The organism is Paracoccus sp. IB05 (genome assembly GCF_016405985.1).
Classification (GTDB): Bacteria; Pseudomonadota; Alphaproteobacteria; order Rhodobacterales; family Rhodobacteraceae; genus Pseudogemmobacter.
The window spans coordinates 33875-58233 of sequence record NZ_JAEFCF010000008.1; the positions used below are offsets into that span (position 1 = coordinate 33875).

General features: G+C 63.0%; 23 protein-coding genes. 18 read left to right on the forward strand and 5 right to left on the reverse strand.

Going from position 1 to position 24359, the window contains the following annotated elements; translation table 11 throughout:
• Positions 1-146: 146 nt before the first annotated feature.
• The 6 genes from cobA to JC607_RS07545 all read left to right on the forward strand — a co-directional run bounded on the left by cobA (position 147) and on the right by JC607_RS07545 (position 5048).
• Positions 147-920 (forward strand): uroporphyrinogen-III C-methyltransferase, encoded by a 774-nt coding sequence (gene cobA / locus JC607_RS07520; RefSeq protein ID WP_198836327.1) that lies wholly within the window; start codon positions 147-149, stop codon positions 918-920.
• Complete coding sequence (locus tag JC607_RS07525; protein ID WP_198836328.1) at positions 917-1225, forward strand: DUF2849 domain-containing protein; 309 nt, start codon at positions 917-919, stop codon at positions 1223-1225. The genes cobA and JC607_RS07525 overlap by 4 nt, the downstream gene beginning before the upstream one ends.
• Positions 1218-2888, forward strand: coding sequence for a nitrite/sulfite reductase (locus JC607_RS07530; protein WP_198836329.1), 1671 nt, complete (start codon positions 1218-1220; stop codon positions 2886-2888). Before JC607_RS07525 ends, JC607_RS07530 begins: the two co-directional genes overlap by 8 nt.
• Positions 2878-3627: a phosphoadenylyl-sulfate reductase gene (locus JC607_RS07535; RefSeq protein ID WP_198836330.1), complete on the forward strand. Its 750-nt coding sequence runs from the start codon at positions 2878-2880 to the stop codon at positions 3625-3627. Before JC607_RS07530 ends, JC607_RS07535 begins: the two co-directional genes overlap by 11 nt.
• A gap of 89 nt (positions 3628-3716) precedes the next feature.
• A complete protein-coding gene (locus tag JC607_RS07540) occupies positions 3717-4121 on the forward strand; it encodes a DUF934 domain-containing protein (RefSeq protein WP_198836331.1) in 405 nt (134 codons plus the stop codon).
• 105 nt (positions 4122-4226) lie between these two features.
• Positions 4227-5048, forward strand: coding sequence for a ferredoxin--NADP reductase (locus JC607_RS07545; RefSeq protein ID WP_198836332.1), 822 nt, complete (start codon positions 4227-4229; stop codon positions 5046-5048).
• 176 nt (positions 5049-5224) lie between these two features.
• On the opposite strand, the gene JC607_RS07550 is transcribed toward JC607_RS07545, so the two are convergent.
• Complete coding sequence (locus tag JC607_RS07550; RefSeq protein WP_198836333.1) at positions 5225-5902, reverse strand: hypothetical protein; 678 nt, start codon at positions 5900-5902, stop codon at positions 5225-5227.
• A gap of 324 nt (positions 5903-6226) precedes the next feature.
• On the opposite strand from JC607_RS07550, the gene infC reads away from it, so the two are divergent.
• Both infC and JC607_RS07560 read left to right on the forward strand, forming a co-directional pair.
• Positions 6227-6766, forward strand: coding sequence for a translation initiation factor IF-3 (gene infC, locus JC607_RS07555; protein WP_198836417.1), 540 nt, complete (start codon positions 6227-6229; stop codon positions 6764-6766).
• 292 nt (positions 6767-7058) lie between these two features.
• A complete protein-coding gene (locus JC607_RS07560; protein ID WP_198836334.1) occupies positions 7059-10172 on the forward strand; it encodes a valine--tRNA ligase in 3114 nt (1037 codons plus the stop codon).
• A gap of 199 nt (positions 10173-10371) precedes the next feature.
• Here JC607_RS07560 and JC607_RS07565 read toward each other — a convergent pair whose 3' ends face one another.
• The gene (locus JC607_RS07565) at positions 10372-12597 is read right to left on the reverse strand and encodes a ComEC/Rec2 family competence protein (protein WP_198836335.1); all 2226 of its coding nucleotides are present in this window, start codon (positions 12595-12597) and stop codon (positions 10372-10374) included.
• Positions 12598-12657: 60 nt separating this feature from the next.
• Entirely contained in the window at positions 12658-12783 is a 126-nt protein-coding gene (locus JC607_RS25770; RefSeq protein WP_255532390.1) for a hypothetical protein, read from the reverse strand.
• Here JC607_RS25770 and gltX point away from each other — a divergent pair.
• From gltX to JC607_RS07580, 3 genes are all read left to right on the forward strand, one after another.
• Positions 12782-14194, forward strand: coding sequence for a glutamate--tRNA ligase (gltX, locus tag JC607_RS07570; protein ID WP_198836336.1), 1413 nt, complete (start codon positions 12782-12784; stop codon positions 14192-14194). The two genes, JC607_RS25770 and gltX, sit on opposite strands and share 2 nt — an antisense overlap.
• A gap of 106 nt (positions 14195-14300) precedes the next feature.
• Positions 14301-15590, forward strand: a complete 1290-nt coding sequence (locus JC607_RS07575) for a citrate synthase (protein WP_198836337.1) — start codon at positions 14301-14303, stop codon at positions 15588-15590.
• Positions 15591-15857: 267 nt separating this feature from the next.
• A complete protein-coding gene (locus JC607_RS07580) occupies positions 15858-16580 on the forward strand; it encodes a heparan-alpha-glucosaminide N-acetyltransferase (RefSeq protein ID WP_198836338.1) in 723 nt (240 codons plus the stop codon).
• Here the strand turns inward: JC607_RS07580 and JC607_RS07585 are convergent.
• The gene (locus tag JC607_RS07585) at positions 16520-17677 is read right to left on the reverse strand and encodes a DUF2235 domain-containing protein (protein ID WP_233092746.1); all 1158 of its coding nucleotides are present in this window, start codon (positions 17675-17677) and stop codon (positions 16520-16522) included. The genes JC607_RS07580 and JC607_RS07585 overlap by 61 nt on opposite strands.
• Positions 17678-17796: 119 nt before the next feature.
• Entirely contained in the window at positions 17797-18942 is a 1146-nt protein-coding gene (locus JC607_RS07590) for a type III PLP-dependent enzyme (protein WP_198836339.1), read from the reverse strand.
• 210 nt (positions 18943-19152) lie between these two features.
• Here JC607_RS07590 and JC607_RS07595 point away from each other — a divergent pair, with 210 nt between their 5' ends.
• From JC607_RS07595 to JC607_RS07625, 7 genes are all read left to right on the forward strand, one after another.
• Positions 19153-19584: an Lrp/AsnC family transcriptional regulator gene (locus tag JC607_RS07595; RefSeq protein ID WP_092897328.1), complete on the forward strand. Its 432-nt coding sequence runs from the start codon at positions 19153-19155 to the stop codon at positions 19582-19584.
• A gap of 27 nt (positions 19585-19611) precedes the next feature.
• Positions 19612-20391, forward strand: coding sequence for a 23S rRNA (adenine(2030)-N(6))-methyltransferase RlmJ (locus JC607_RS07600; RefSeq protein WP_198836340.1), 780 nt, complete (start codon positions 19612-19614; stop codon positions 20389-20391).
• Between the two features lie 183 nt (positions 20392-20574).
• Positions 20575-21015, forward strand: coding sequence for a TerB family tellurite resistance protein (locus tag JC607_RS07605; protein WP_198836341.1), 441 nt, complete (start codon positions 20575-20577; stop codon positions 21013-21015).
• A complete protein-coding gene (locus JC607_RS07610) occupies positions 21012-21776 on the forward strand; it encodes a PhnD/SsuA/transferrin family substrate-binding protein (protein ID WP_198836342.1) in 765 nt (254 codons plus the stop codon). The genes JC607_RS07605 and JC607_RS07610 overlap by 4 nt, the downstream gene beginning before the upstream one ends.
• A gap of 200 nt (positions 21777-21976) precedes the next feature.
• Positions 21977-22747: an ABC transporter ATP-binding protein gene (locus JC607_RS07615; protein WP_198836343.1), complete on the forward strand. Its 771-nt coding sequence runs from the start codon at positions 21977-21979 to the stop codon at positions 22745-22747.
• 7 nt (positions 22748-22754) lie between these two features.
• The gene (locus JC607_RS07620) at positions 22755-23465 is read left to right on the forward strand and encodes an ABC transporter substrate-binding protein (RefSeq protein WP_198836344.1); all 711 of its coding nucleotides are present in this window, start codon (positions 22755-22757) and stop codon (positions 23463-23465) included.
• Positions 23466-23514: 49 nt separating this feature from the next.
• On the forward strand, positions 23515-24228 hold the full coding sequence (locus tag JC607_RS07625; RefSeq protein ID WP_198836345.1) for a transporter substrate-binding domain-containing protein: 714 nt from the start codon (positions 23515-23517) through the stop codon (positions 24226-24228).
• The last annotated feature ends 131 nt before the right edge of the window (positions 24229-24359 follow it).

A 24359-nucleotide genomic window follows, 5' to 3' on the forward strand; every position in this document is an offset into this window, starting at 1 on the left:
AGAACTGCGTTCCCAGAGGCCAGAGTATCGGAACATTCTTCCTTATCTGCAAGGGGATCTGGCCGATTCAGAGGAAAAAGTCCTATATTGCTGCCAGTGCAAACCGGCCCCGCCGCCATACCTGCCCGAAAGCCAGGATCGAAGCCATGTTGACAGCCAGCGCCCCCCTCAAGGATCTGCCGCCCGTGATCTTCGCGGGGGCTGGCCCGGGCGCGGCCGATCACCTGACGCTCGGCGTGCTGCGCGCGCTTGAGGCGGCCGAGGTGGTGATCCATGACCGTCTCGTCGGCGAAGAGGTAATGGCGCTGATCCCGGCCCATGTGCGCCGCATTGACGTTGGCAAAGAGGGCTTTGGCCCTTCGGTCGCGCAATCGACGATCAACCGGGTTCTGGTTGAAACCGCTCAGACCGGCGCGCGCATCGTCCGTCTCAAAGGCGGCGATCCGGGAATTTTCGCCCGTCTCGACGAAGAGATCGAGGCGCTGGAGGCAGCTGGCCTCAGCTTTCGCATCCTGCCCGGCCTCTCGACCGCGCCGGTTGCGGCGGCGGCCATTGGCCAGGCGCTGACAAAGCGGGGCCGCAATGCCAGCCTGCGCATTCTGACCGGCCATGACATGGAGGGTTTTGCCGAACTGGACTGGCGCGGTCTCGCCCGTGCCACTGAGGTTGCGGCGATCTATATGGGCAAGAAATCGGCCCGTTTCATCCAGGGCCGGCTGCTGATGCATGGCGCAGGGCCGGAAACGCCGGTCACCCTGGTCGAGAACGCCTCGCGCGCAGATCAGCGGGTCCATGCCGGGACGCTTTCCTCGCTGCCCGCGCTGGCGCTTTGTTGCACCGGCCCCGCCATCATCCTTTTCGGCCTCGCGCCCCGCGCGGCCATTCCCGCCATGACCAGTCACGAGGAGGCCCGCGCATGAGCCGCCGCTTTACCCCGAAAGTCGTCACCGCCAATCGCCTGCGCGAAGGGGATGTCGTCTATCTCACTGCCGATGACCGCTGGACGCTGGTCCATGCCGAGGCCGAGCTGATCGAAGACGAGGCCCATGCCCAGCTGCGGCTTCTCCATGCCAATGCGCAGGGGCGGCTGATCGTCGGCGCCTATCTGGCAGATGCGAAACCGGGCCCGAACGGCCCCGAACCCACCCATTTCCGTGAGGCCTTCCGCACCCGCGGCCCCTCGAACTATCACCACGGGAAACAGGCAGACCTCGATCATGTATGATTACACCGACTTCGATGAGCGTTTCGTCCGCGAGCGCGTGGCGCAGTTTTCGCAGCAGGTCGAACGCCGTCTCGATGGCAGCCTGACCGAGGAAGAGTTCCGGCCCTTGCGGCTGATGAACGGGCTTTATCTGCAACTCCATGCCTATATGCTGCGGGTCGCCATTCCCTATGGCACGCTGAATGCGCGTAAGATGCGCCAGCTGGCGAAGATCGGTGCGACCTGGGACAAGGGGTACGGCCACTGGACCACGCGGCAGAATATCCAGTTCAACTGGCCGAAACTGCCGGATATTCCTGCGATCCTGACCGCGCTGGCCGATGTCGGCATGCATGCGATCCAGACGAGCGGAAATACTGTCCGCAACGTGACCGCCGACCATTTCGCGGGTGCGGCGGCTGACGAGATCGCCGATCCCCGCGCCTATGCCGAACTGTTGCGCCAGTGGTCGACCGATCACCCGGAATTCCAGTTCCTGCCCCGGAAGTTCAAGATCGCCATCACCGGCGCAACGCATGACCGCGCGGTGATCCGCGCGCATGACATTGGTCTGCAACTGGTGAAGAACGATCAGGGCGAGATCGGTTTCCGTGTGCTTGTGGGCGGCGGGCTTGGCCGCACGCCGCTGATCGGTATGGTGGTGCGGGAATTCCTGCCCGAGGCCGATCTGCTGCCTTATGTCGAAGCGGTCCTCAGCGTCTATAACGTGCTGGGCCGGCGCGACAATAAATACAAGGCGCGTATCAAGATCACGCTGCATGAGACCGGCAAGGAAGAGATCACCCGGCTGGTGGAAGAACGGTTTGAAGAGCTGCGCCCGCTCTTTGGCGGCGCTGATCAGGCGCTGCTGGAAGATATTCAGGCCGCCTTTGCGCCCCCTTCCTTCCGCGATGCTCCGGTCACCGCCTATGAGGATTTCTACAAATCCGATCCGGTGTTCCGGGCCTGGGCCGATACCAACCTCGCCGCCCATAAGAACGATCAATATGCGATCGTGACGATCTCGGTAAAGGAACAGGGCAAGACGCCGGGCGACCAGACCTCGGACCAGATGGAGCTGATCGCGGATCTGGCCGAGACATTCGGCCATGACGATATCCGCATCAGCCATGAGCAGAATGTGATCCTGCCGCATGTCCATAAGGGCGACCTGCCGGCGCTTCATGCAGCCCTGGTCCAGGGCGGCATTGCCACTGCCAATGTCGGGCTGATCTCGGATATCATCGCCTGCCCCGGCATGGATTACTGCGCGCTGGCGACCGCGCGCTCGATCCCGGTGGCGCAGGAAATTGCCATGCGGTTCAAAGAGCTCGACCTCGAACATGAGATCGGGCCGCTGAAGATCAAGATCTCGGGCTGCATCAATGCCTGCGGTCACCACCATGTCGGTCATATCGGCATTCTCGGCCTCGACCGGGCGGGGGTCGAGAATTACCAGATCACCCTCGGTGGGTCTGGCGCCGAAGATGCTGCGATCGGCGACAAGACCGGCCCGGGCTTTGCCTATGACCAGGTGGTGCCGGCGGTGGAGCGGATCGTGCGCGCCTATCTGAGCGAGCGTGAAGGGCCGCAGGAAAGCTTCCTCGACGCCTTCCGTCGCCTCGGGATGGAGCCCTTCAAGGCCGCCCTTTATGAGAGCGGAGACGCGAAGGATGCCGCGTGATCTGTGCGCCTATCCGGTTGCCGACCGGGTGGCCGCGCTGAACGCGCGCTACAAACACCATTCGGCCCATGATGTGCTGGAACATGCTTTGCAGGATGATGACCTGGGCCGGGTGGCCCTGGTCTCGTCTTTCGGGGCGGAATCGGTGGTGCTTTTGCATCTGGTGTCGCTGCTGGCGCCGGAAACCCCGGTGCTGTTCGTCGATACGCGGATGCTCTTCAAGGAAACGCTGGACTATCAGCGCGAGCTGGCCGAGCGTCTCGATCTTTGTGACATCCGCACCATCCGCGCCAATCCGCGCCGGCTTCACTTTGAAGACCCGGATAATACATTGCATCTCTACAGCACGGATGCCTGCTGCAATGTGCGCAAGGTCGAGCCGCTGGAACGCGCGCTGAAACCGTTTGAGGGCTGGATCACCGGGCGGAAACGCTTTCAGAACTCGGATCGCGGCACGCTGGATTTCTTTGAGAATGAGGGCGATTTCCGCATCAAGGTCAATCCGCTGGCGCATTGGGGGCGCGAGGATCTGGAAGACTATATCACCAATAACAACCTGCCGCGCCATCCGCTGGTCGCGAAAGGCTATCCGTCGATCGGTTGCGCGCCCTGCACCAGCCCGGTGAAGCCCGGCGAAGACCCGCGCGCCGGGCGCTGGCGGGGCCAGCAGAAAACCGAATGCGGCATCCATTTCGCGGGCGGCAAGCCCGTGCGCAATACCAGCGAGAGCGCCGCATGAGCGGCGCCGATTTCTGCACAGAAATCGGTCCGGTTCCTGTACAGGAACCGGGCTCCCCGCCCGACCGACAGCAAAAAGAGGACTGAGACATGAGCATTATTGTCACCGATGCCGGTTTCACCCCGGCCCCCGCCCGCGAGATCCCGGCTTTGGCCGAGCTGACCGCGACCGACATCGCCGTCGATCTGTCGAATACCGACAGTCCCGAGGCACTGATCCCGCATCTTGACCGGCTCACCCTGATCCGGGTCGCCTTCCCGGCCTTTTCGGATGGCCGCGCCTTTACCATCGCGCGCAGGCTCCGGATGCTCGGCTACAAAGGGCAGCTGCTTGCACTCGGGCCCGTTATCTCCGATCAATATGCCATGTGCCGCCGGGTCGGCTTTGACGGGGTCGAGATCCCGGACGAGCTCGCTCAACGTCAGCCGGAAGAGCAATGGAAATTCCGCGCCAACTGGATGGCGCATGATTACCAGGGCCGCCTGCGCGCCTGATCCATTGGCTGCGCGAAAATATGCCGCAGCGAGGCCCGGTTCCCCCGGCCCCGCCCGTGCCTTAAATGAGACCGCGCCCGGATGGCGCCCGAGACGGAGCCCGAGATGACCGAGACCGCCGCAACCACTGAGCGCCCGGCAAAACCGCATCTGCCCGATGCTCAGACCGTCACCTCGGTCAGACACTGGACCGACCGGCTGTTTTCCTTCCGCGTCGCGCGGCCGCAATCGCTGCGCTTCCGTTCGGGCGAGTTTGTGATGATCGGGCTGATGGGCGAAAATGGCAAACCGCTTTTGCGCGCCTATTCCATCGCCTCGCCCGCCTGGGATGAGGAGCTGGAATTCTATTCGATCAAAGTGCCCGATGGCCCGCTGACCTCGAAACTGCAGCATGTGAAGCCGGGCGATCAGATCATCCTTCGCCCGAAACCCGTTGGCACCCTGGTCCATGACGCGCTGCTGCCGGGCAAGCGTCTCTGGTTTCTTGCCACCGGCACCGGTTTCGCGCCTTTTGCCTCGCTGCTGCGCGAGCCGGAGACCTGGGAGAAATATGACCAGGTCATCATGATGCATACCTGCCGCGAGAAGGCCGAGCTGGAGTATGGCCGCGCGCTGATCGAAGGGCTGAAGGAAGACCCGCTGATCGGCGAGCTGATCGGCGACAAGCTCCTTTATTATCCGACCACCACCCGCGAAGAGTCGCAAAATATGGGCCGGATCACCGATAACCTCGCCTCGGGCAAGGTCTTTGAGGATCTCGGCCTGCCGAAGATCAACCCGGAAGAAGACCGCGCCATGGTCTGTGGCTCGCTCGCGTTCAACGTCGATGTGAAGGCGACACTGGAAAGCTTCGGACTTGAGGAAGGCGCCAATTCCGACCCGAAGCAATTCGTGGTCGAGAAGGCTTTTGTGGGCGACGGCATCTGACACCTCTGACAAGCGAAGACGCAAAGGCCGCAGGGGTGCCCCCCTGCGGCCTTCTGCATCTGGTCTCTGTCGCCGCTCTGAGCACAGGCCGGCCAATTAAAAAAACGGCTGCAGGATCCTCCCCGCAGCCGTTTTCTTGTCTCACGCCTCCGGCCTGAACCGGAAGGGCGCTGCGATCACAGGCCGAGTGCGGTCCGCACCTGAGCCAGCACGCTTGCCACCAGAGCCGGGTTCGCTTTCGCGCTTTCGACTGCGGTTTTCAGAATGCCCTTGCTCGCCGCGTCCAGCGAGGACGCGTCGATCAGTGCATTGACCTTATCCGCATCGAAATTGGCCGGATCGAGTGCGGCATTCGCATCCGATGCCGGCGCGGCGGTGCCTTCGGGTGCGGCGGCGCCTTCGACGGCGGTTTCGGTTGTGGTGGTGGCGGATTCGACCGCTTCCGAAACAGCTTCACCGGCCGAGGTGGCAGCATTGCCAGCGGCCTCTGCGGCATTGCCAACCGCGGTGGCGGCACCATCAACGGCCTCGCCCGCAGCAGTTGCGGCCGATTCCGCCGCGCCGGCGACAGCCGCACCGGCTTCGCCTGCCGCTTCGGTTGCCGCATTGCCGAGATCGGTCGCCGCTTCTTCGGTTGCAGCAGCAGTGGCAGCCGCGGCAGCAGCCGCCTCTTCTTCTGCTTTCTTCGCAGCTTCCTCAGCGAGCTTTGCATCTTCTGCGGCCTTGGCCGCAGCATCGGCTTTCACCTTCTCTGCCGCTGCGGCTTGTTCCTGGGCCGGCTTATAGCTGAACTGGTAGTAGCCACCCGCCGCCAGCAGGACGACGATGGCGCCGATGATTACGCTTCTGTTCATGATGAATCTCCCATTGCCGGAAAACAGCCCGGATTGCCCGGATATGGCAGGATCTGCCCGAATTGAAAAGTCTCAGCCCCGAACGCCAGTCAAAAAGGGAAGAATCCCGCTCAGCCCTGCGATCAGCGAATTTGCGCCCAACCGCCCGATCACCACCACCGCTCCGGACTCCCGCAGCGTCTCGGAGCCCACAAAGCCGCAATCGTGGCAGTTCTTTCTCAGGACAGCCCGCCGCCCCTGAATTCCCTGCTCCCGGGCGCTTGAAAGCCAACGCCTTCGGGAGTAAGTTCGCGACCGGTTTTCACCTCAGAAGGAAATACTACCATAGGACGCAGACCCCATAACGCCCCGCCGCAACGTGAGACCGGCCCGCGCGTAAACGATCGTATCCGCGCGCCCGAAATCCGTCTGATCGGCGCAGATGGCGAAAATGTCGGTGTTGTCACTCCGGCGCGCGCCATGGCGCTGGCGGAAGAGGCCGGGCTCGACCTGGTCGAGATCTCGCCGAATGCCGTGCCGCCGGTCTGTAAGATCATGGATTTCGGCAAGTTCAAATACGAGACGCAAAAGCGCGAAGCCGAAGCCCGCAAGAAACAGAAGATCATCGAGATCAAGGAAATCAAGTTCCGTCCTGGTACGGATGAGCATGATTACCAGGTCAAGATGCGCTCGGTGCTGAAATTCCTTGAAGAAGGCGACAAGGTAAAGGTCACCCTGCGCTTCCGGGGCCGCGAAATGGCGCATCAGCAGCTTGGGCTGGAGCTTCTGAACCGCGTCTCAGCGGATGTCGGCGATGCCGGCAAAGTCGAGAGCATGCCAAAGCTTGAAGGCCGCCAGATGGTGATGATGATCGGGCCGAGATAACCGGTGATCGACGTCCTGATATGTAAAAGCCCCGCTTTGGCGGGGTTTTGCATATCTGAGAGGCAGATCCCCGGGCTCACCGCGCAAGGGGGCGCTGCCCCCGTCCCGTACCGGGACTCCCCCGGAGTATTTGTATCAAGAGGAATGCGGTATTTCCTCTTGACCTAAATACTCCCGCCGGAGGCTGCCGCAGTCAGCCAGAGATGGCCCGATCAGGTGTTAAGCGGTGCCCTGCCCCTTTCCCTTGCGCTTTGCATTGGCTAAATCCCCTTGCAGCAAAAGGGGACGCGCGATGGCAATGGAAAAGACCTTCAACGCTCAGGAAGCCGAGGCCCGGATCATGGATCTGTGGATCGACCAGAAGGTCGGCCGCGCCGGAGCCAATGCCAAACCCGGAAAGCCCGCCTTTTCCGTCGTCATCCCGCCGCCAAATGTCACCGGCAGCCTGCATATGGGTCATGCCTTCAACAATACCTTGCAGGACGTGCTCGTGCGCTGGCACCGGATGCGCGGCTTTGACACGCTCTGGCAGCCCGGCACCGACCATGCCGGCATCGCAACCCAGATGGTGGTGGAGCGGGAACTGGCCAGGACCAACCGCCGGCGCTCGGATTTTTCGCGCCCGGAGTTTCTGGGTCTGGTCTGGGAGCAGAAGAAGAAGTCGCGCGGCAATATCATTGGCCAGCTGATGCGCCTTGGTGCCACCTGCGACTGGGACCGCGAGGCCTTTACCATGTCCGGCGCGCCCGGGGCGCCCGAGGGCGAGGAGGGCAATTTTCATGATGCCGTGATCAAGGTCTTTGTCGATCTTTACAACAAGGGCCTGATCTATCGCGGCAAGCGGCTGGTGAACTGGGATCCCCATTTCGAAACCGCGATCTCTGATCTCGAAGTCGAGCAGACCGAAGTCGACGGCCATATGTGGCATTTCAAATATCCGCTCGCCGGCGGCGAGACCTATCTTTACGAGGAGAAGGACGAAGACGGGAACGTCACCTTCTCGGAAACCCGCGACTATATCTCGATTGCGACCACCCGGCCCGAGACCATGCTCGGCGATGGCGCGGTGGCGGTACATCCCTCGGACAGCCGCTATGCCCCCATCGTCGGCAAGCTGTGCGAGATCCCGGTCGGTCCGCGCGCGCAGCGCCGCCTGGTGCCGATCATCACCGATATGTACCCGGATCCCACATTTGGCTCGGGCGCGGTGAAAATCACCGGCGCGCATGATTTCAACGATTACGGCGTCGCGCAGCGCAACGGCATCCCGCTTTACCGGCTGATGGATACCCGCGCGCGGATGCGCGAGGACGGGTTGCCTTACGCCGAAAGCTGCGCGAATGCCAAAGCGATCCTCGATGGCGCGAGCTATACCGAGGCCGATGTCGACCGCATCAACCTGGTGCCCGACCATCTGCGCGGGCTCGACCGCTATGAGGCGCGCAGGCTGGTGGTGGCCGAGATCAATGACGAAGGCCTCGCCGTCACAAAGCTGGTGAAGTCGATCGACAAAGAGACCAATGCCGAACATCTGGAACGGGTGCCGGTGGTCGAGAATAAAAAGATCATGCAGCCCTTCGGCGACCGCTCGAAAGTGGTGATCGAGCCGATGCTGACAGATCAGTGGTTCGTCGAGACCTCGAAAATCGTCGGCCCGGCGCTGGATGCTGTCAGGAATGGCGAGACCACGATCCTGCCCGAGCGCGATGCGAAAGTATATTTCCACTGGCTGGAAAATATCGAACCCTGGTGCATCTCGCGTCAGCTCTGGTGGGGGCATCAGATCCCGGTCTGGTATGGTCTCGACCTGCGCCCCGCGGGGTTCAGAGACGATCAGGGCGACAATGCGCTGGATGAGGTGGAACTGTTTCGCTTCCTCTTTGACGGCGGGTTCAATGCCCAGGATCCGGTCTATTTCTGCGCGCCCTCGATTGAAGAGGTGACGGGCCAGTTCCAGGACGCGCTGGCGCCGCTGCCGATGCCCTTGAACCATGCCCGCATCATCGAGGTCGAAAACCGCGAGGCTGCCGAGGCTGCTTTGTCGGCGGCGCTGGCGGAATACAACCTGAGCCAGGACCCGACAAAGCTGGTCTATCCGGTCTGGCGCGATGCCGATGTGCTGGACACCTGGTTCTCCTCGGGGCTCTGGCCGATCGGGACGCTGGGCTGGCCCGAGCAGACGCCGGAACTCGCGCGCTATTTCCCGACGAGCGTCCTGGTCACCGGCTTTGACATCATCTTCTTCTGGGTCGCCCGGATGATGATGATGCAGCTGGCCGTGGTCGATCAGGTGCCGTTCAAAACCGTTTATGTTCATGCCCTTGTCCGCGATGAGAAGGGCAAGAAGATGTCGAAATCTCTGGGCAATGTGCTGGATCCGCTGGATCTGATCGCCGATTACGGCGCGGATGCCGTGCGGTTCACACTGGCTGCCATGGCAGCGATGGGGCGTGACCTGAAGCTCTCGAAAGACCGGATCGCGGGCTATCGCAATTTCGGGACCAAGCTCTGGAATGCCTGCCGTTTCGCCGAGATGAACGGCGTCTGGGAGGGGCATGCGACGAAGGCAGAGCCGCCGGAGGCGACCGCCACCGCGAATAAATGGATCATCGGCGAGACCGCGAAAGCGCTGGCCGAAGTTGATCTGGCGCTGGCCGAGTTCCGCTTTGATCAGGCGGCGGACGCGCTTTACAAATTCGTCTGGGGCAAGGTCTGCGACTGGTATGTCGAATTCGCAAAACCGCTGTTTGACGGTGACGCCGCCGCAGAGACCCGCGCGACCATGGCCTGGGTGCTTGACCAGTGCATGATCCTCTTGCATCCGTTCACGCCTTTCATCACCGAAGAGCTTTGGGCAACCACCGGCACGCGCGAAAAGCTGCTCGTTCATACCGACTGGCCGGAATATGGCCCGGCGCTGATCGACCAGGCGGCGGATGCCGAGATGTCGTTTGTCACCGGGCTGATCGACGAGATCCGTTCGGCGCGCGCGCAATGCCATGTGCCGGCGGGGCTGAAGATCGACATCGTCGCGACCGACCTCGCGGGTGCTGCGCGCGAAGCCTGGAGCCGCAATGAGGCGCTGATCCGCCGCATGGCGCGGATCGAGGGCTTCAGCGAGGGATCTGCTCCGAAAGGCTCGATCCTGGTGGCTGCGGGCGGCGCCGGTTTCGCGATCCCGCTGGAAGGGCTGATCGACATTGCCGAAGAAAAGGCGCGGCTGACGAAGACGCTGGAGAAGCTCGGGAAAGAGATCGGCGGGCTGAAGGGCCGGCTCGACAACCCGAAATTCGCAGCCTCGGCGCCGGAAGAGGTGGTGGACGAGGCCCGCGCCAATCTGGAAGCGCGCGAGGACGAGCGCGCCAAGGTCGAGACCGCCTTGAAACGGCTCTCCGAACTGGCCTGACCTCAGCTATTTCAGCAAAGCGCGCGCCTGAAAACAGGCGCGCGCTTTAGGTTTAGCACAAGCCGCCGGTGCCGCGCAGGTCAATATGATGGTTGAAAGAGCGGAACAGTCGCGCCTCAGGCAAAGCGGGGAAATTTGTCTTTCCTGCAGCACCCCATGCGCCGGTCCGCCCGCAGGCATATCCCGACAGCGCCGCCCCTTAGGGCGATGCGCCTTGCCGGAACAAGCGGTCAAGCCGATCCATAGCTTCCACGCCGTGAGAACTGGTTTTCTCCGACCCCGAGGACCAGATCCTGTCACGGGCAGAGAATGTGGCCTCGATCTGCGCGCCCTGCCTCCGCAGCGCAATCGCACCGGTCCGGGACAGCAGATGCTGGTCGATCAGCGGGCAATTGGGCGGTGGGTGTTCCGCCCGCGCGTTGAGGATCACGAGGTCAAAGCCGGCACAGGCCGCCGCGAGCTGTGAAAGCCCGGCCTTACCGCTTATCGCGACGCCCTTTCGCCCAGAAAACTCAAAGGTTTTCGCGTCACGGGTGCCAGTGAATCCCGGGCGCAGTGCGGCGGTTTTTTGCGACGCGAGATCACCATCGCTTTCCAGCCAGTTGCTTGCCGAAAAGCCGCCCCCCGTGGCCGTTGACAGCGCCCTGCCCTCGGGCCCCATCACCCCCACCAGCCGCCCGTCAGCGGAGATCAACAACTCAGGCCGGTCCGCCAGCGGCCAGAGCATGATGCCCAAAGCGATCAGCCCTACCCCGGCAAGCCGCGCCCTTCCCGGCCAGGCGATCAGCCAGAGCCCCCCCCAGCTGATCACCGGCAGCGCCAGCCAATGCGGCGCCGGGATCGCGGTCACTGATCCGTCCAGCCCCGCAACCCAGGCGGCAACCCAGAGGATCCATTCAGAGGCCTTGCCCATGACCCAGAGCGGCAGAGCCTCCAGCCCGACCGGCGCCAGCAGGAAGGCCAGAACCCCCATCGGCATGATGGCGATCCCCATGGCCGGCGCGGTCAGGATATTGGCCATGAGCCCGTAATCGGCAAACCGGTTGAAATGCGCCGCCGCATAGGGCGCGGTGGCGAAACCGCCGATCACCGAGCTCATGACCACTGTGATCAGCACAAGCTGCCAGCGCGCCAGGCGGCCCCGTTGCAGCCAGCGATCCATCGCCTGAAACCCGGCAATCAGCGAGATGGTCGCGGCCATCGACATCTGGAAACCGGGCGCGAGCAGGCTTTCGGGTTTCAGCGCCAGAAGTACCGCGCCGGCAATCGCGGCACTGCGGATCGTCATGGCCCTGCGGTTCATCAAAATCGCCAGCAGCATCACCAGCGTCATGACAAAGGCACGTTCGGTTGCGACATTGGCGCCGGAGAGCTGCAGATAGAACCAGGCGACAAAGATCGAGACCAGGGCCGCGAGCTTCTTCGCGTTCACCCGCAGCGCGAGCCAGGGGAAACAGGCGATCCCCCCCCGCAACAGCGCGAAAACAAAGGCCGTCAGGCAAACGAGGTTCATCCCCGAAATCGCAAGGATATGCGCGAGTGAGGAATCGCGCAGATCCTCGACCGTCTTCTGGCTGATGCCCGAGCGGTCGCCGGTCATCGCGCCCGCGGCAAAGGCCCCCGCCTCGCCCGGAATATGGGCGCGGATGCCACTGGAAAACCAGGCGCGGAGCCGGCCGATCCATTCCTCTCCGTCGCGTGGCGGCTCCAGCAGCAGGACCGGGGTCTGGCTGTAGCCAACCGCGCCGAGCCCCTGAAAAAACGCCATGCGGCGGAAGTCAAAGCCGCCGGGCTCTGCCGCATCCTGAGGGGCCGAAAGATGCCCGGTCAGGATCACCGTTTCGCCGGCGGCGGGGCTATGGCCATAGTCGTTTCCGTGCAGCGCAACCCTTACGCGATGCGGCACCCGCGCGGGATCGGTGCGCTCCAGCACAACCTGGTCCAGCGTGATCCTGACCGCATCCGAGGCGGAAGTGTCGATCTCGACCACCCGCCCCTCGACCGGGCCGTAATAGCCGAAATCAAGCATCGGGGCGGCGATCATATGCGCGCGCAGCCCCGCCGCCAGCAGGCCCAGAGACAGCGCCAGCACGGCGCCTCCGATGCTGCGAAAGGGAAAAGGCGCAAGCTGGGCCGCGACTGCCGCCAGTACCGCCAGGGCGACAAGCGCGCCATAGACCAGCGCTCCCGGCTCGGTTTCCAGAGCGAACCACAGCCCGATACCGCTGCCAAAAAGGATCACCGCCAGCGGCAGAAGATGCCCGCGCGCGTCCTCCAGCGCGATCAGCGGCCCGATCAGCGCCCGGATCGGCCCCCGGCAGAACCTGGCGAGGTGACGCCAGAGCTGACGTGACAATGCAGCCGGATGATCCGCCCCGCCGGGCACCGCCTCGCCTGCGCCTGTGGCGGCAATGCTGTCAGCCACCTTGCCCTTCCCCCTCGACCGCGCATAAATGCAGCGCAACTGCGTCTGTCTTTGCCGCAGTCACCGATCTTCCTCCGGGAAAGCAGTCAACCGCTCCCCGACCCGCCAGAAATGCCCGCCATATAACAGCCAGCCATCGCGGCGATCATCCTCCGCTATGGTTTCCGAAAGGTTAACACCCGCCATGTCTACCTCCGTCGCCCCCGTCGTCACCCGTTTCGCGCCTTCGCCAACCGGCTATCTCCATATCGGCGGCGCGCGCACGGCGCTGTTCAACTGGCTTTATGCGCGCGGGCGGCGCGGCAGGTTCCTCCTCAGGATCGAGGATACTGACCGCGAGCGCTCGACCCCCGAAGCGACGGCGGCGATCCTGCAAGGGCTGACCTGGCTCGGCCTTGACTGGGATGGCGATGTGGTCAGCCAGTTCGAGCAGAAAGACCGCCATGCCGAGGTCGCGCGCGAGATGCTGGCGCGCGGGACTGCCTATAAATGCTTCTCGACGCCCGAAGAAATCGCCGCCTTCAAAGAGGCCGAAAAGGCGCGCGGCGTGAGCTATCCGGTGTTCGTCTCGCCCTGGCGCGATGCCGATCCGGCCAGTTTCCCCGATGCGCCCTATGCCATCCGCATGAAGGCGCCGCGCGACGGCGAGACCGTGATCCGCGATCAGGTCCAGGGTGATGTGGTGATCAGAAATGACACGCTCGACGACATGATCGTGTTACGCTCGGACGCTACGCCGACCTATATGCTGGCGGTGGTTGTGGATGATCATGATATGGGCGTGACCCATGTGATCCGGGGGGATGACCATCTCGTCAATGCTGCACGTCAGCAGATGGTCTATGACGCGATGGGCTGGGCGGTGCCGGTCTGGTCGCATATCCCGCTGATCCACGGGCCGGATGGCAAAAAGCTGTCGAAACGCCATGGCGCGACCGGGCTCGAGGAATATCAGGCCATGGGCTACCCGGCCTCCGGTATGCGCAATTACCTGACCCGGCTGGGCTGGGCCAATGGCGATATGGAGATTTTCACCAGCCAGGAGGCGATGGAGGTTTTCGATCTGAAAGGCATCGGAAAAGCCCCGGCGCGGCTGGATTTTAAGAAACTGGAAAACACCTGCGGCCATCATATCGCGATGGAGGAGGATGCCGCACTGCTGCATGAAATTGAGGCATATCTGGCGGCGGCGGGGAAGCCTGCATTGACGCAGACCCAGTCTGAGCTGCTGCACAAAGCGATGTACTGCGTGAAGGACCGCGCGAAGACTTTCCCGGAACTTATTGAAAAGGCGCATTTTGTGATGGTATCGCGCCCGATCGTCCCAGAGGAGAAAGCTGCTGCAAATCTGGACCCGGTATCCCGTAGTATACTGAATTCATTGACGCCGCAGCTGCAAAATGCTAGCTGGACGAAGGAAGCGCTTGAGACCATGCTCAACGCGGTGGCGGCCGAAAACGGCATCGGATTCGGCAAGCTTGCTGCACCGCTGCGGGCTGCACTGGCGGGGCGGGCCGCGACGCCTTCGGTCTTTGACATGATGCTCGTCATCGGTCGGGACGAAACTATCGCCAGGCTCTCGGACGCCGCAGCCTGATCTGCGACGGGCCCCGGGCCAGGTCTACGCTCCGCAAGGAGCAGCGAAGAAGCCACGAAACCGCTGCGCTTACGCGGGCGGTTTGCCACACGGGGAACCTGGGAAAATGTCTGACAGAAAAGCGACACTGACGCTCGACGGCAAGGAGTTCGACCTGCCGGTTATGAAACCGGTACTTGGCCCCGACGTGCTGGATATCCGCAAGCTCTATGGGCAGGCTGATGTCTTTACCTATGACCCCGGCTTCACCTCGACCGCGTCCTGCGAAAGCGCGATCACCTATATCGACGGCGATCTGGGCGAACTGCTGTATCGCGGCTATCCGATTGAACAGCTGGCCGAGAAATCCAGCCATCTCGAGACCTGTTTCCTGCTGATGTATGGTGAGCTGCCGACCGCGGCGCAGCTGGCCGACTTCAACACCCGCGTGACCCGCCATACGATGGTTCACGAGCAAATGATGAACTTTTTCCGTGGCTTCCGCCGCGATGCTCATCCGATGGCGACCATGGTGGGTGTGGTTGGCGCGATGTCGGCCTTCTATCATGACAGCCTTGATATCACCGATGAATGGCACCGCGAGGTCGCCTCGATCCGGATGATCGCAAAGCTGCCGACCATTGCGGCGATGGCCTATAAGTATTCGGTCGGCCAGCCCTTCGTCTATCCGAAGAATTCGCTCAGCTATGCCGGCAATTTCCTGCATATGTGCTTCTCGGTTCCGGCCGAGGATTATGTCGTCAATCCGGTGCTTGAAAAGGCCATGGACCGCATCATGATGCTCCATGCCGATCACGAGCAGAACGCCTCGACCTCGACCGTGCGTCTGGCCGGCTCTTCGGGCGCCAACCCCTTTGCCTGTATCGCGGCCGGCATCGCCTGCCTCTGGGGGCCGGCACATGGCGGCGCCAACCAGGCCTGTCTCGAGATGCTGAAAGAAATCGGCACTGTCGAGAGGATCCCGGAATTCATCGCCAAGGCGAAAGACAAGAATTCCGGCTTCCGCCTGATGGGCTTTGGCCACCGGGTCTATAAGAATTTCGACCCGCGGGCCAAGGTGATGAAGGAATCGGCGGACGAGGTGCTCGAGCTGCTGGGCGTCCATAACAACCCGCTGCTGCAGGTCGCAAAAGAGCTGGAGCGCATCGCGCTGGAAGACGAATATTTCGTCTCGAAGAAACTCTATCCGAATGTCGATTTCTATTCCGGCATCATCCTCGAAGCGATGGGCTTTCCGACCTCGATGTTCACCCCGATCTTCGCGATTTCGCGCACGGTCGGCTGGATCTCGCAGTGGAAAGAGATGATCTCTGACCCGACCGGCAAGATCGGCCGCCCGCGCCAGCTCTATGTCGGCCCGAAGAAACGCGACTATACCGAGCTGCGGTCGCGCTGATCTGTCAGCATTTTGCGGAAAGGCGGCTCCTCTGCGGGCCGCCTTTCTCTTTGGCCGATGTGAAACAGAAGGGGGGCCAGCCCCCCTCGGCTCTGTCGAGCCTCACCCCCCGGGATATTTAGCGACAGAAAATATGCACGGCTCTGCTGGTTTATTTTCTGTCTTTAAATATCCCCGCCGGAGGCATCCCGCCAAGGGCGGGACAGGCCCTTGCCGGTCAGGGGATTTGGCGTCAGGTAAGAGGGGCGCTGCAAGAAAGCCAGATACGTGCCGCAAAGACTGATCCTGATTGATCTCGCCCGCAGCCTTGCGCTTTTGTGCATGGTTATTTTTCATTTCACCTGGGATCTGGGCATGTTCGGCCTGATCCCGCCCGGCACCGCCTTTACCGGATTTTTCTGGTATTTCGCGCGTCTCACTGCCGGGAGTTTCATCTTCCTTGCCGGTGTCGGGCTTTACATGTCGCATGCGCGGGCGATCCGCTGGCGCGCCTTTCTCCGCCGCCTTGTAAAGATCGGCGCAGCGGCGGCTCTGGTTTCCGTCGCGAGTTATTTCGCAATGCCGGAGGTCTGGATCTTTTACGGCATCCTGCATTCCATCGCGGTTTCCTCAATCCTCGGACTGCTCTTTCTGCGCCTGCTCCCGACCGCCCTGCTTGCCATCGCGGCCCTGGTCTTTGCCCTGCCCTGGTATTGGTCGCATCCGGCATTCGGCGGGGTGCTGGTCTGGACAGGGCTTTCCGGCGAGGTACCCGTCACCGCCGATTTCGAGCCGCTGTTTCCCTGGTTCGCGCCCTTCCTCGCCGGTATGGCCACGGCGCGGATGTTCGGGGATCTGAATCTGTGGCAGCGGCTGTCCCTGCCGCCCGCGCGGGTGCTGAACCGTCTGGCCTGGCCTGGCCGCCATTCGCTCGCGATCTATCTGATCCATCAGCCTTTGCTGATCGGAGCGCTGGCCTCACTGGTCTGGCTGATCTCAGTCGCCAGCTGATCCCCCGCCCCTTGCCGCGCCAGATGCCAGCGCAGCCGTTCCGTCTCCGGCACGCTTTCATGCAGCCGCTCGCTGGGGTCACGCCCGATCACACGCCGCCTGCGATAGAGGAAGGCCGCGCCAAGGCCACGCCAGGTGCCGGCCATCGGCGCGGCGGGGTCACAGGGAAACCGCTTGCGCCAGCCATGCGGCAGATCAAGCCCCGCCTGGACCGCGCGATCCAGCATCCAGACCAGCGGGATATTTGACAAAGGCCGCGCTGCCGCAAAAGCCCCCAGATGGCCGCCGATATCGCCATGCGCGCCGCGAAACCAGACCTGTTCGACATGGGTTCCGCCGCCCGGATTGCCCTGCCAGAGCACCGGCTCAAAGACCACGCGTGTCTCGTCCAGCGCCAGCGCCTGGAGCGCGAAATCCAGGTCCTCCACCGGATGCGGGTCGTGGAAGGCATAGCGCCCCTCGGTCAGCATCCACAAAAGCGGAAAGCGCAGGCCAAGCGCCTTGACCGTGTCCCAGACCCCAATCATCCGGATCGGCGCCCGCGCATGGCAGGAGGCCTGGCGGAAGGCCCTGAGACCGTCGTCATTGCCGCGCCGCTGATACCAGCGCCAGGCGAGGTGCAGATTGCGCTCGGTCGCCGCCTCATGACGCAAAAGCCCCACTTTCGCGATCACCCCGGCAAGGCTGCGCACTGCGAATGCGCCGCGCGAATAGCCGAAGAGGAAGATCCGGTCGCCCTCGCGGTAATGGCTGGCGAGATGGCCATAGGCGCGCAGGATCTGTTCCTCGAGCCCCCGCCCCTCGATGACATCCATGATGCGCTTCCAGCCGCGCCAGGGAATGCCCTCGTCATAGTAAAGCGACCGACCCGCCTGGGCCTTGCCGGTCGAGAGGAGCAGAAAGACCCTTCCGGCATTGGTGCGTTCGCCCTGGCGCAGTGAGGCCATGGTGCCGTCAAGGATCACCACATGATCCACCCGGCGCCGCGCAAAGCCTGGGGCTGCGGGGCTCGCAGGCTCCACCTCGGCGCGCGGGCGCGGCCGGAAAAAGCGCGTGAGGAAAGCACGCAGGCCTATGATGCTGTCCTTTCCGGGCAATCCCTTTCGGGTGGCCCTGACGGGCCTGTGTCCTGGGAAAGACTAGCCCCGCCGCAGGTTTTGTCCAGCGGCGGGGCGCGCAGAAGGTGCGGAAATCACGTCAGATTGTCAGCGAAGGCTCAGATCGCAAGGGACAGGACAGTCGCCATCTGCAGTTCGCCAAAACCGTTGAACCGGCTGTTCGTCACCACCGAATAGGACCCCATGCCATGCAGCACGACGAAATCGCCTTCCTCGGCATCAACCGGGAAAGCCATCTCGCCCGGCAGACGGTCGACCGAATCGCAGGTCGGGCCAAAGGTGATGCGCGGGCTCGGATCGCCCTTCCGCAGCACCCCTTCCGGCGAAATCACCTGAAGCCGGTCGATCATACCGATCTGCGGCATTTCATTCAGCGAGCCATAGACCCCGTCATTGAGGAAGACATGGGCATCGTCACGGATCGCCTTGATGCGGGCGACCAGGGTGAAAGCATCACCGCAAAGCGCGCGGCCCGGCTCACAGACAAGCGCCGGACGGCCCTCGCCGAACGCCTCATCAGCGGTGCGGCCGATAGCCGCGAAGATCGCGTCATAGTCGGGCATCACTGCCGAAAGGCGATGATTCGGGAAACCACCGCCGACATTGAGACGCGCGATCTTCACACCGGCCTCGGACGCAATTTCAGCCGCTGTGCGGATATAGGTCGCCCAGGCTTCCGGATCGGTGCATTGGGTGCCCGGGTGGAAGGTCAGCGAGGGGATATAACCCGCCCCGGCCACGGTTTTCAGCAGGTCCACCGCCAGCTCGGCCGTCGCGCCGAATTTCGCGCCGAAATTATAGGCGGCACCGCCGACCGGCAGCTTGAACCGGACCGAGATTTCGCAGCTATCCGCCGGCACCAGCGCGATCAGCTTGGCCAGTTCAGAGCGCGAATCGACGCTGTAGCTTTTGACGTTTTTGGCGACCGCATGCGCGATCTCGGCGCGCGAGCGGACCGGATTGTGATAATGGATCGCCGCATCCGGCACGAGATCGCGGATCAGGTCGATTTCAAAAGGCGAGGCACAGTCAAACCCGCGGATCCCGGCGGCCGCCAGGTTTTCCACCATCTCTTCGCCCGGGTTCGATTTCACCGCATAGGTGACCAGCCCGGGGAAGCCCTGGAGAAAGCGTCGCGCCGCGGCCTGAGCCACGCTGGGCGCGAAAAAAAGGACCGGGTTTTCAGGCTGATGCAGCCGGATGAATTCGGTCGGATTGTTGAAGATTGTCCGTGAAAGTCCCATCGGCGTTTCCCTTTCAGCCAACAAGACGCTTCGCCCTTCCCCTGCATTCCGGGTCGGGCACCTGCGTGGTTTAAAGAAACCAGGCCAGGTGCGTATGAGCCGCCCTTTTCCTGCCAGAAGGATGCTGCATATGTGTGACAATCTCACCGAACAAAACTATAGAAATGACTGAAATCATCGTTATTATGACGATACCGGGAGACAAACTGCATGGATGACCTCGACAGAAGCCTGATCGGCCTTCTCAGCGCCGATGCGCGGATCTCGGTGGCGACACTGGCGCGGCGTCTGAAAGTGGCGCGTTCGACAATCCAGGCCAGGCTTGAGCGGCTGGAAAACACAGGAATCATAGCGGGTTACACGCTGAAACTGGGCGAGGCCGCACGCGAAGGGCGGCTTCGGGCTTCGGTGCTGGTGACGATCGAGCCGCGCGGTCAGGCCGCGATTCTCACCCGGCTGAAATCGATCCATGAGGTCGAGAAGGTCTATACGACCTCGGGCCGGTTCGATCTTTTGCTGCAGATCTCCTGCCCCAATACGCAGATCCTCGATCAGGTGCTGGATCAGATCGGCGCGATGACAGGGGTGAAAAGCTCGGAAAGCCTGATCCACCTCTCGACCCGCATCGATCGCGCGGTGTAAGGCGGGCGCTGAACCAGGGGGCCTGTCATGCTGTCATATCAACACGCTTTTCACGCCGGCAATCTGGCCGATGTGCAAAAACACGCGCTGCTGGCCTGGGTGCTGGATTACATGGTGCAAAAGGACAAGCCGGTTTCCTATATCGAGACCCATGCCGGGCGCGGCCTCTACCGGCTCTCCGGCCCCGAAGCGCAGAAAACCGGCGAGGCGGCACAGGGGATCGGGCGGCTGGCAGATGCCTTTCCTGAAGGCCATCCCTATCCCGAGCGGCTGGAGGAAACCCGTGCCATGTTCGGGACCGATGCCTATCCCGGCTCGCCGCTGATCGCGACGCTTGGGCTGCGCGAGACCGATAAGCTGCATCTGGCAGAGTTGCATCCCCAGGAAAATGCGGCGCTGAAAGACGTGCTCGGCTCCTGGGGCGCGCATATCCGCAAGGAAGACGGCTTTAATTTCGCGCTGTCCCTGACGCCGCCGACGCCGCGGCGCGGGCTGATGCTGGTCGATCCGCCCTATGAGGTGAAATCCGACTACGACCATATCCCTAAATTCTTCGCGCAAGTCTCGCGGAAATGGAATGTGGGGGTCCTGATGCTCTGGTATCCGATCTTGCGCGACGCGCCGCATGTGCCGATGCTCAGGACGCTGGCGGCGCAGTTCCCCGCGGCCCTGCGCCACGAGCTGCGCTTTCCCCCCGCCCGCGAAGGCCATCGGATGATCGGGACGGGCATGTTTATCGTGAACCCGCCTTTCGGCATCGGGACCGAGACCGCGCGCCTTGAACGCATCTTCGCCGACCTGGGCTGAACGCGCGGAGGGGGCCAGCCCCCTCGCGGCTTTGCCGCTCACCCCCGGGATATTTAAGGACAGAAAATGAGAGGCAGTGCTGTTTTCTGTCTCTTAAATATCCCCGCCGGAGGCTCCCGCAGCTGTCAGGACTGTGAAGTTGCGGCGCTGGCGCGGACCTGATCTTCGCGTTAGACTCGGGCCATGATTCAGAACCTCTTGCGCCTTTTGCTGGCCCCCGCCCCCGAGCCCCTGAAAGATACCGATGCGCGGCTGGCACTGGCGGCGCTGCTGGTGCGGCTGGCGCGCACCGACGGGCTTTATGCCATTGAAGAGGTCGAGCGCATCGACCGGATCCTGATGACCCGCTACGAGCTGGATGCTTTCGCCGCAGCCGCGCTGAGGACCGAGGCCGAGGCGGTGGAGGCCGAGGCGCCGGACACGGTCCGTTTTACGCGCGCCCTCAAATCCGCCACCTCGCCCGAAGAACGCGGCGGGCTGATGCAGGCGCTTTGGTCGGTGGCCCTGGCCGATGGCAGCCGCGATCCGGATGAGGACCGGCTCTTGCGCATGGTGTCGAGCCTCTTCGGTCTTTCCGATGTCGAAAGCGCCGAAGCACGGCAGCGGGCGGAGCGCAGCCTGTGATTGCCGCGCTTGGCATGTATGATGCCGGGCGGACCGAAGGCGCGAATGACCGGCTCTGGGCACGGATCCGCGACGGGCTGCGCGCGCGGGGGATTGCCGCGCCAGAGGCCCTGACGCGCGGGGACGGCGCTTATATGGCGGGCTGGCTTTCCCCCGGTCTCGTGCTGGCGCAATGCTGCGGCTATCCGTTTCGGGCGCGGCTTACAGGCCGGGTGACGCTGATCGGGGCGGGAGATCACCGCCTGGCCGGAACCCCTGCCGGGCAGTATCATTCGGTTCTGGTCGCCCGGAACGATGATCCGCGCACGGATTTCACCGATTTCGACGGTGCGACTTTTGCCTGGAATGACGATCTCTCACAATCAGGCTGGGCGGCGCCGGCGCATCATGCGGCCCGGTCCGGCATCAGGCTTGCCCCGGCCTGGCGCAGCGGCGGCCACCGCGCTTCGGCCCGGGGGGTGCGCGCGGGAAAAGCCGATCTCGCCGCGCTTGATGCCGTGACCTGGGCGATCATGTGCGAGGATGGCAGCGGCGACGCGACCGGGCTGAAAGAGATCGGCCGCACCGGGGCCACCCCCGCCTTGCCCTTCATCGCAGGGAAGGATCTTGACCAGGAGGCGGTTTTTACGGCGCTTGACGCCGCGATCCGGGGCCTGACGGAAGAGGACCGTGCGGTTTTGCATCTCTATGGGCTTGTCGCCGTCCGTGAGGCGGATTACCTCGCGGTGCCCGATCCCGGCCCGCCCGTCCCTGCAGCCTGATCCGATCCTCCGATCAGACAGATTGCTGCAGATCAGACGGCGGATTGCCGGAATGCGGGCGCAGGATGCTGCAAAACCACGTTGCAAACCGCGCAGATCTGCGTCCTACTGACAGGATTATACCTGCGACCAGTCACCGGGGCGACCCGACAAAAAGACGGGCGCGGGCAAGAAGAACAACAGGGGATGATATCAGGTTTATGGCAGAGGTGCCCGTAATCGAGATCCGGGGGCTGCATAAGTCCTACGGCCCGCTCGAAGTGCTTAAAGGTGTCGATCTTGTCGCGCCGCGGGGTCATGTGATCTCGCTGATCGGCTCTTCGGGTTCGGGGAAATCCACGCTGTTGCGTTGTTGCAATCTGCTGGAAGACAGCCAGCAGGGTGATGTGAAATTTGAAGGCGAAGCCGTGCGCTGGAAGGGCGAAGGTCTGCGCCGCCACCCGGCCGACCGCGCCCAGGTCACCCGCATCCGCACCAATCTTTCGATGGTCTTCCAGCAGTTCAACCTCTGGGCCCATATGACGATTCTTCAGAACGTCATGGAGGCGCCGGTCACTGTGATGAAACGCGACCCGGCCGAGGTTGAGGCGAAGGCGCGCGAATATCTCGCCAAGGTGGGCATTGCCGACAAGGCCGATGCCTGGCCGGCGCAGCTTTCGGGCGGCCAGCAGCAGCGCGCCGCCATCGCCCGCGCCCTGTGCATGGAGCCGCGCGCGCTTTTGTTCGATGAACCGACCTCGGCGCTTGACCCCGAACTGGAGCAGGAGGTCATCAAGGTGATCCGCGCGCTGGCCGATGAGGGCCGCACCATGATCCTCGTGACCCATGACATGAAGCTGGCCGCCGATTGCTCGGATCATGTGATCTTCCTTCACCAGGGACGGATCGAAGAGGAAGGTGCGCCGTCGCAGCTTTTCGGCCAGCCAAAATCGGAACGCCTGCGCGGCTTCCTTTCGGCCACGATGGTCTGACCGGGCCATGTCCTGCATCGCCACCATCTCTGCCATCACCGCCAGCATCTGGCTCGCCTCGACCGGCGCGGACCGGGTGCTGGTGATCGGCACCGAAGACACGTTTCCGCCCTATATCCTGCGCGACGATGCGGGGGCGCTTTCGGGCTTTGATTACGAGGTGATGACCGAGATCTGCAACCGGACGCATCATGACTGCCAATGGGAGGTCGCACAATTCGGCGAGCTGATCCCGGGCGTCGCCGAGGGGCGGTTCGATGTGGTGCTGGGCGGCATGGCGATCACGCCGGAGCGCCGCGCGGTGGTGGATATGTCGATCCCCTATACCTTTGGCAATTCTCTGGAATGGTTTGTCGGCTTTGCCGCAGCGCCGCCGCCCGGAGCGGCCCGGATCGCGGTCGAGGCGGGCACCATGCATGAAACATGGCTGCGCAAGGAAAAGCTGGATTTTCGGTCTTATACCTCAGAGCCGGCGGTGCTGAACGCCGTGGCCCGGGGCGCGGCCGACCTGGCGCTCGGGCCCTTTTCAGGCCGCACCGATCTTGAGACGCTGATCGCCGGCCAGGGCCTGGAATATGTCTACAGCCAGGAGATCCCCGATGAGGGCACCGGCATCGCCATGTGCAAGGGGAATGCGCTCAAGGCCGAAATCGACAGCGCCATCGCGGCTATGGAAGCCGATGGCACGCTCGACTCTCTTCACGACACCTGGTTCTGACCCCCGGAACCGGCATAAAACCCAGAAAAGCAACCTTCGGGAGATGACAATGAAGAAACTGCTGCTTGCAACCGCCCTCACCGCGCTTGGCGCCGGTGTTGTTGCTGCCGATCCGGTGCGGATCGCCACCGAGGGCGCCTATGAGCCCTATAACCTCATCAATGACAAGGGCGAGCTGGACGGGTTCGAGATCGTGCTTGGCAATGAGCTCTGCAAGCGCGCCGGGCTGGAATGCATCTTTGTCAAGAATGACTGGGATTCGATCATCCCGAACCTGCAATCGGGGAATTACGACGCCATCATGGCCGGCATGTCGATCACCGACGAGCGCCGCGAGAAGATCGCCTTCTCGGAAAACTACACCCAGCCCGCGCCGTCGTCCTATGCAGCAATGTCGCCTGACACGCCGCTCGACAGCGGTGTGATCTCGGCGCAGACCGGCACCATCCAGGCGGCGCATGTGGCGGCTTCGGGCGCCAAGCTCCTTGAATTCGCCACGCCTGACGAGACCATTGCCGCAGTGCGCAATGGTCAGGCGGCTGCGGTCATGGCCGATGAAGACTACCTTCTGTCGCAAATCGGCGATGGGCTGGAGATCATCGGCGATGATGTGCTGCTCGGCGACGGGATCGGCATCGGGCTGCGCAAATCCGACACCGAGCTGAAGGCAAAATTCGACGCGGCCATTCAGTCGATGAAGGCCGATGGCTCGCTCAACAAACTGACGGATGAGTGGTTCGACGGCAATTACACGCCGTTCTGATCCGGGCCTCGCCCGCGTGATCCCCGGGGGGCTGCGGCCTTCCGGACCCGCGCGGGCATCCCTTTCGCACCTTGCCCCCGGTCACCCAGACCGGGGCAAGGTGCCCCTCCTCACCCGTCTGCCACTGGTCA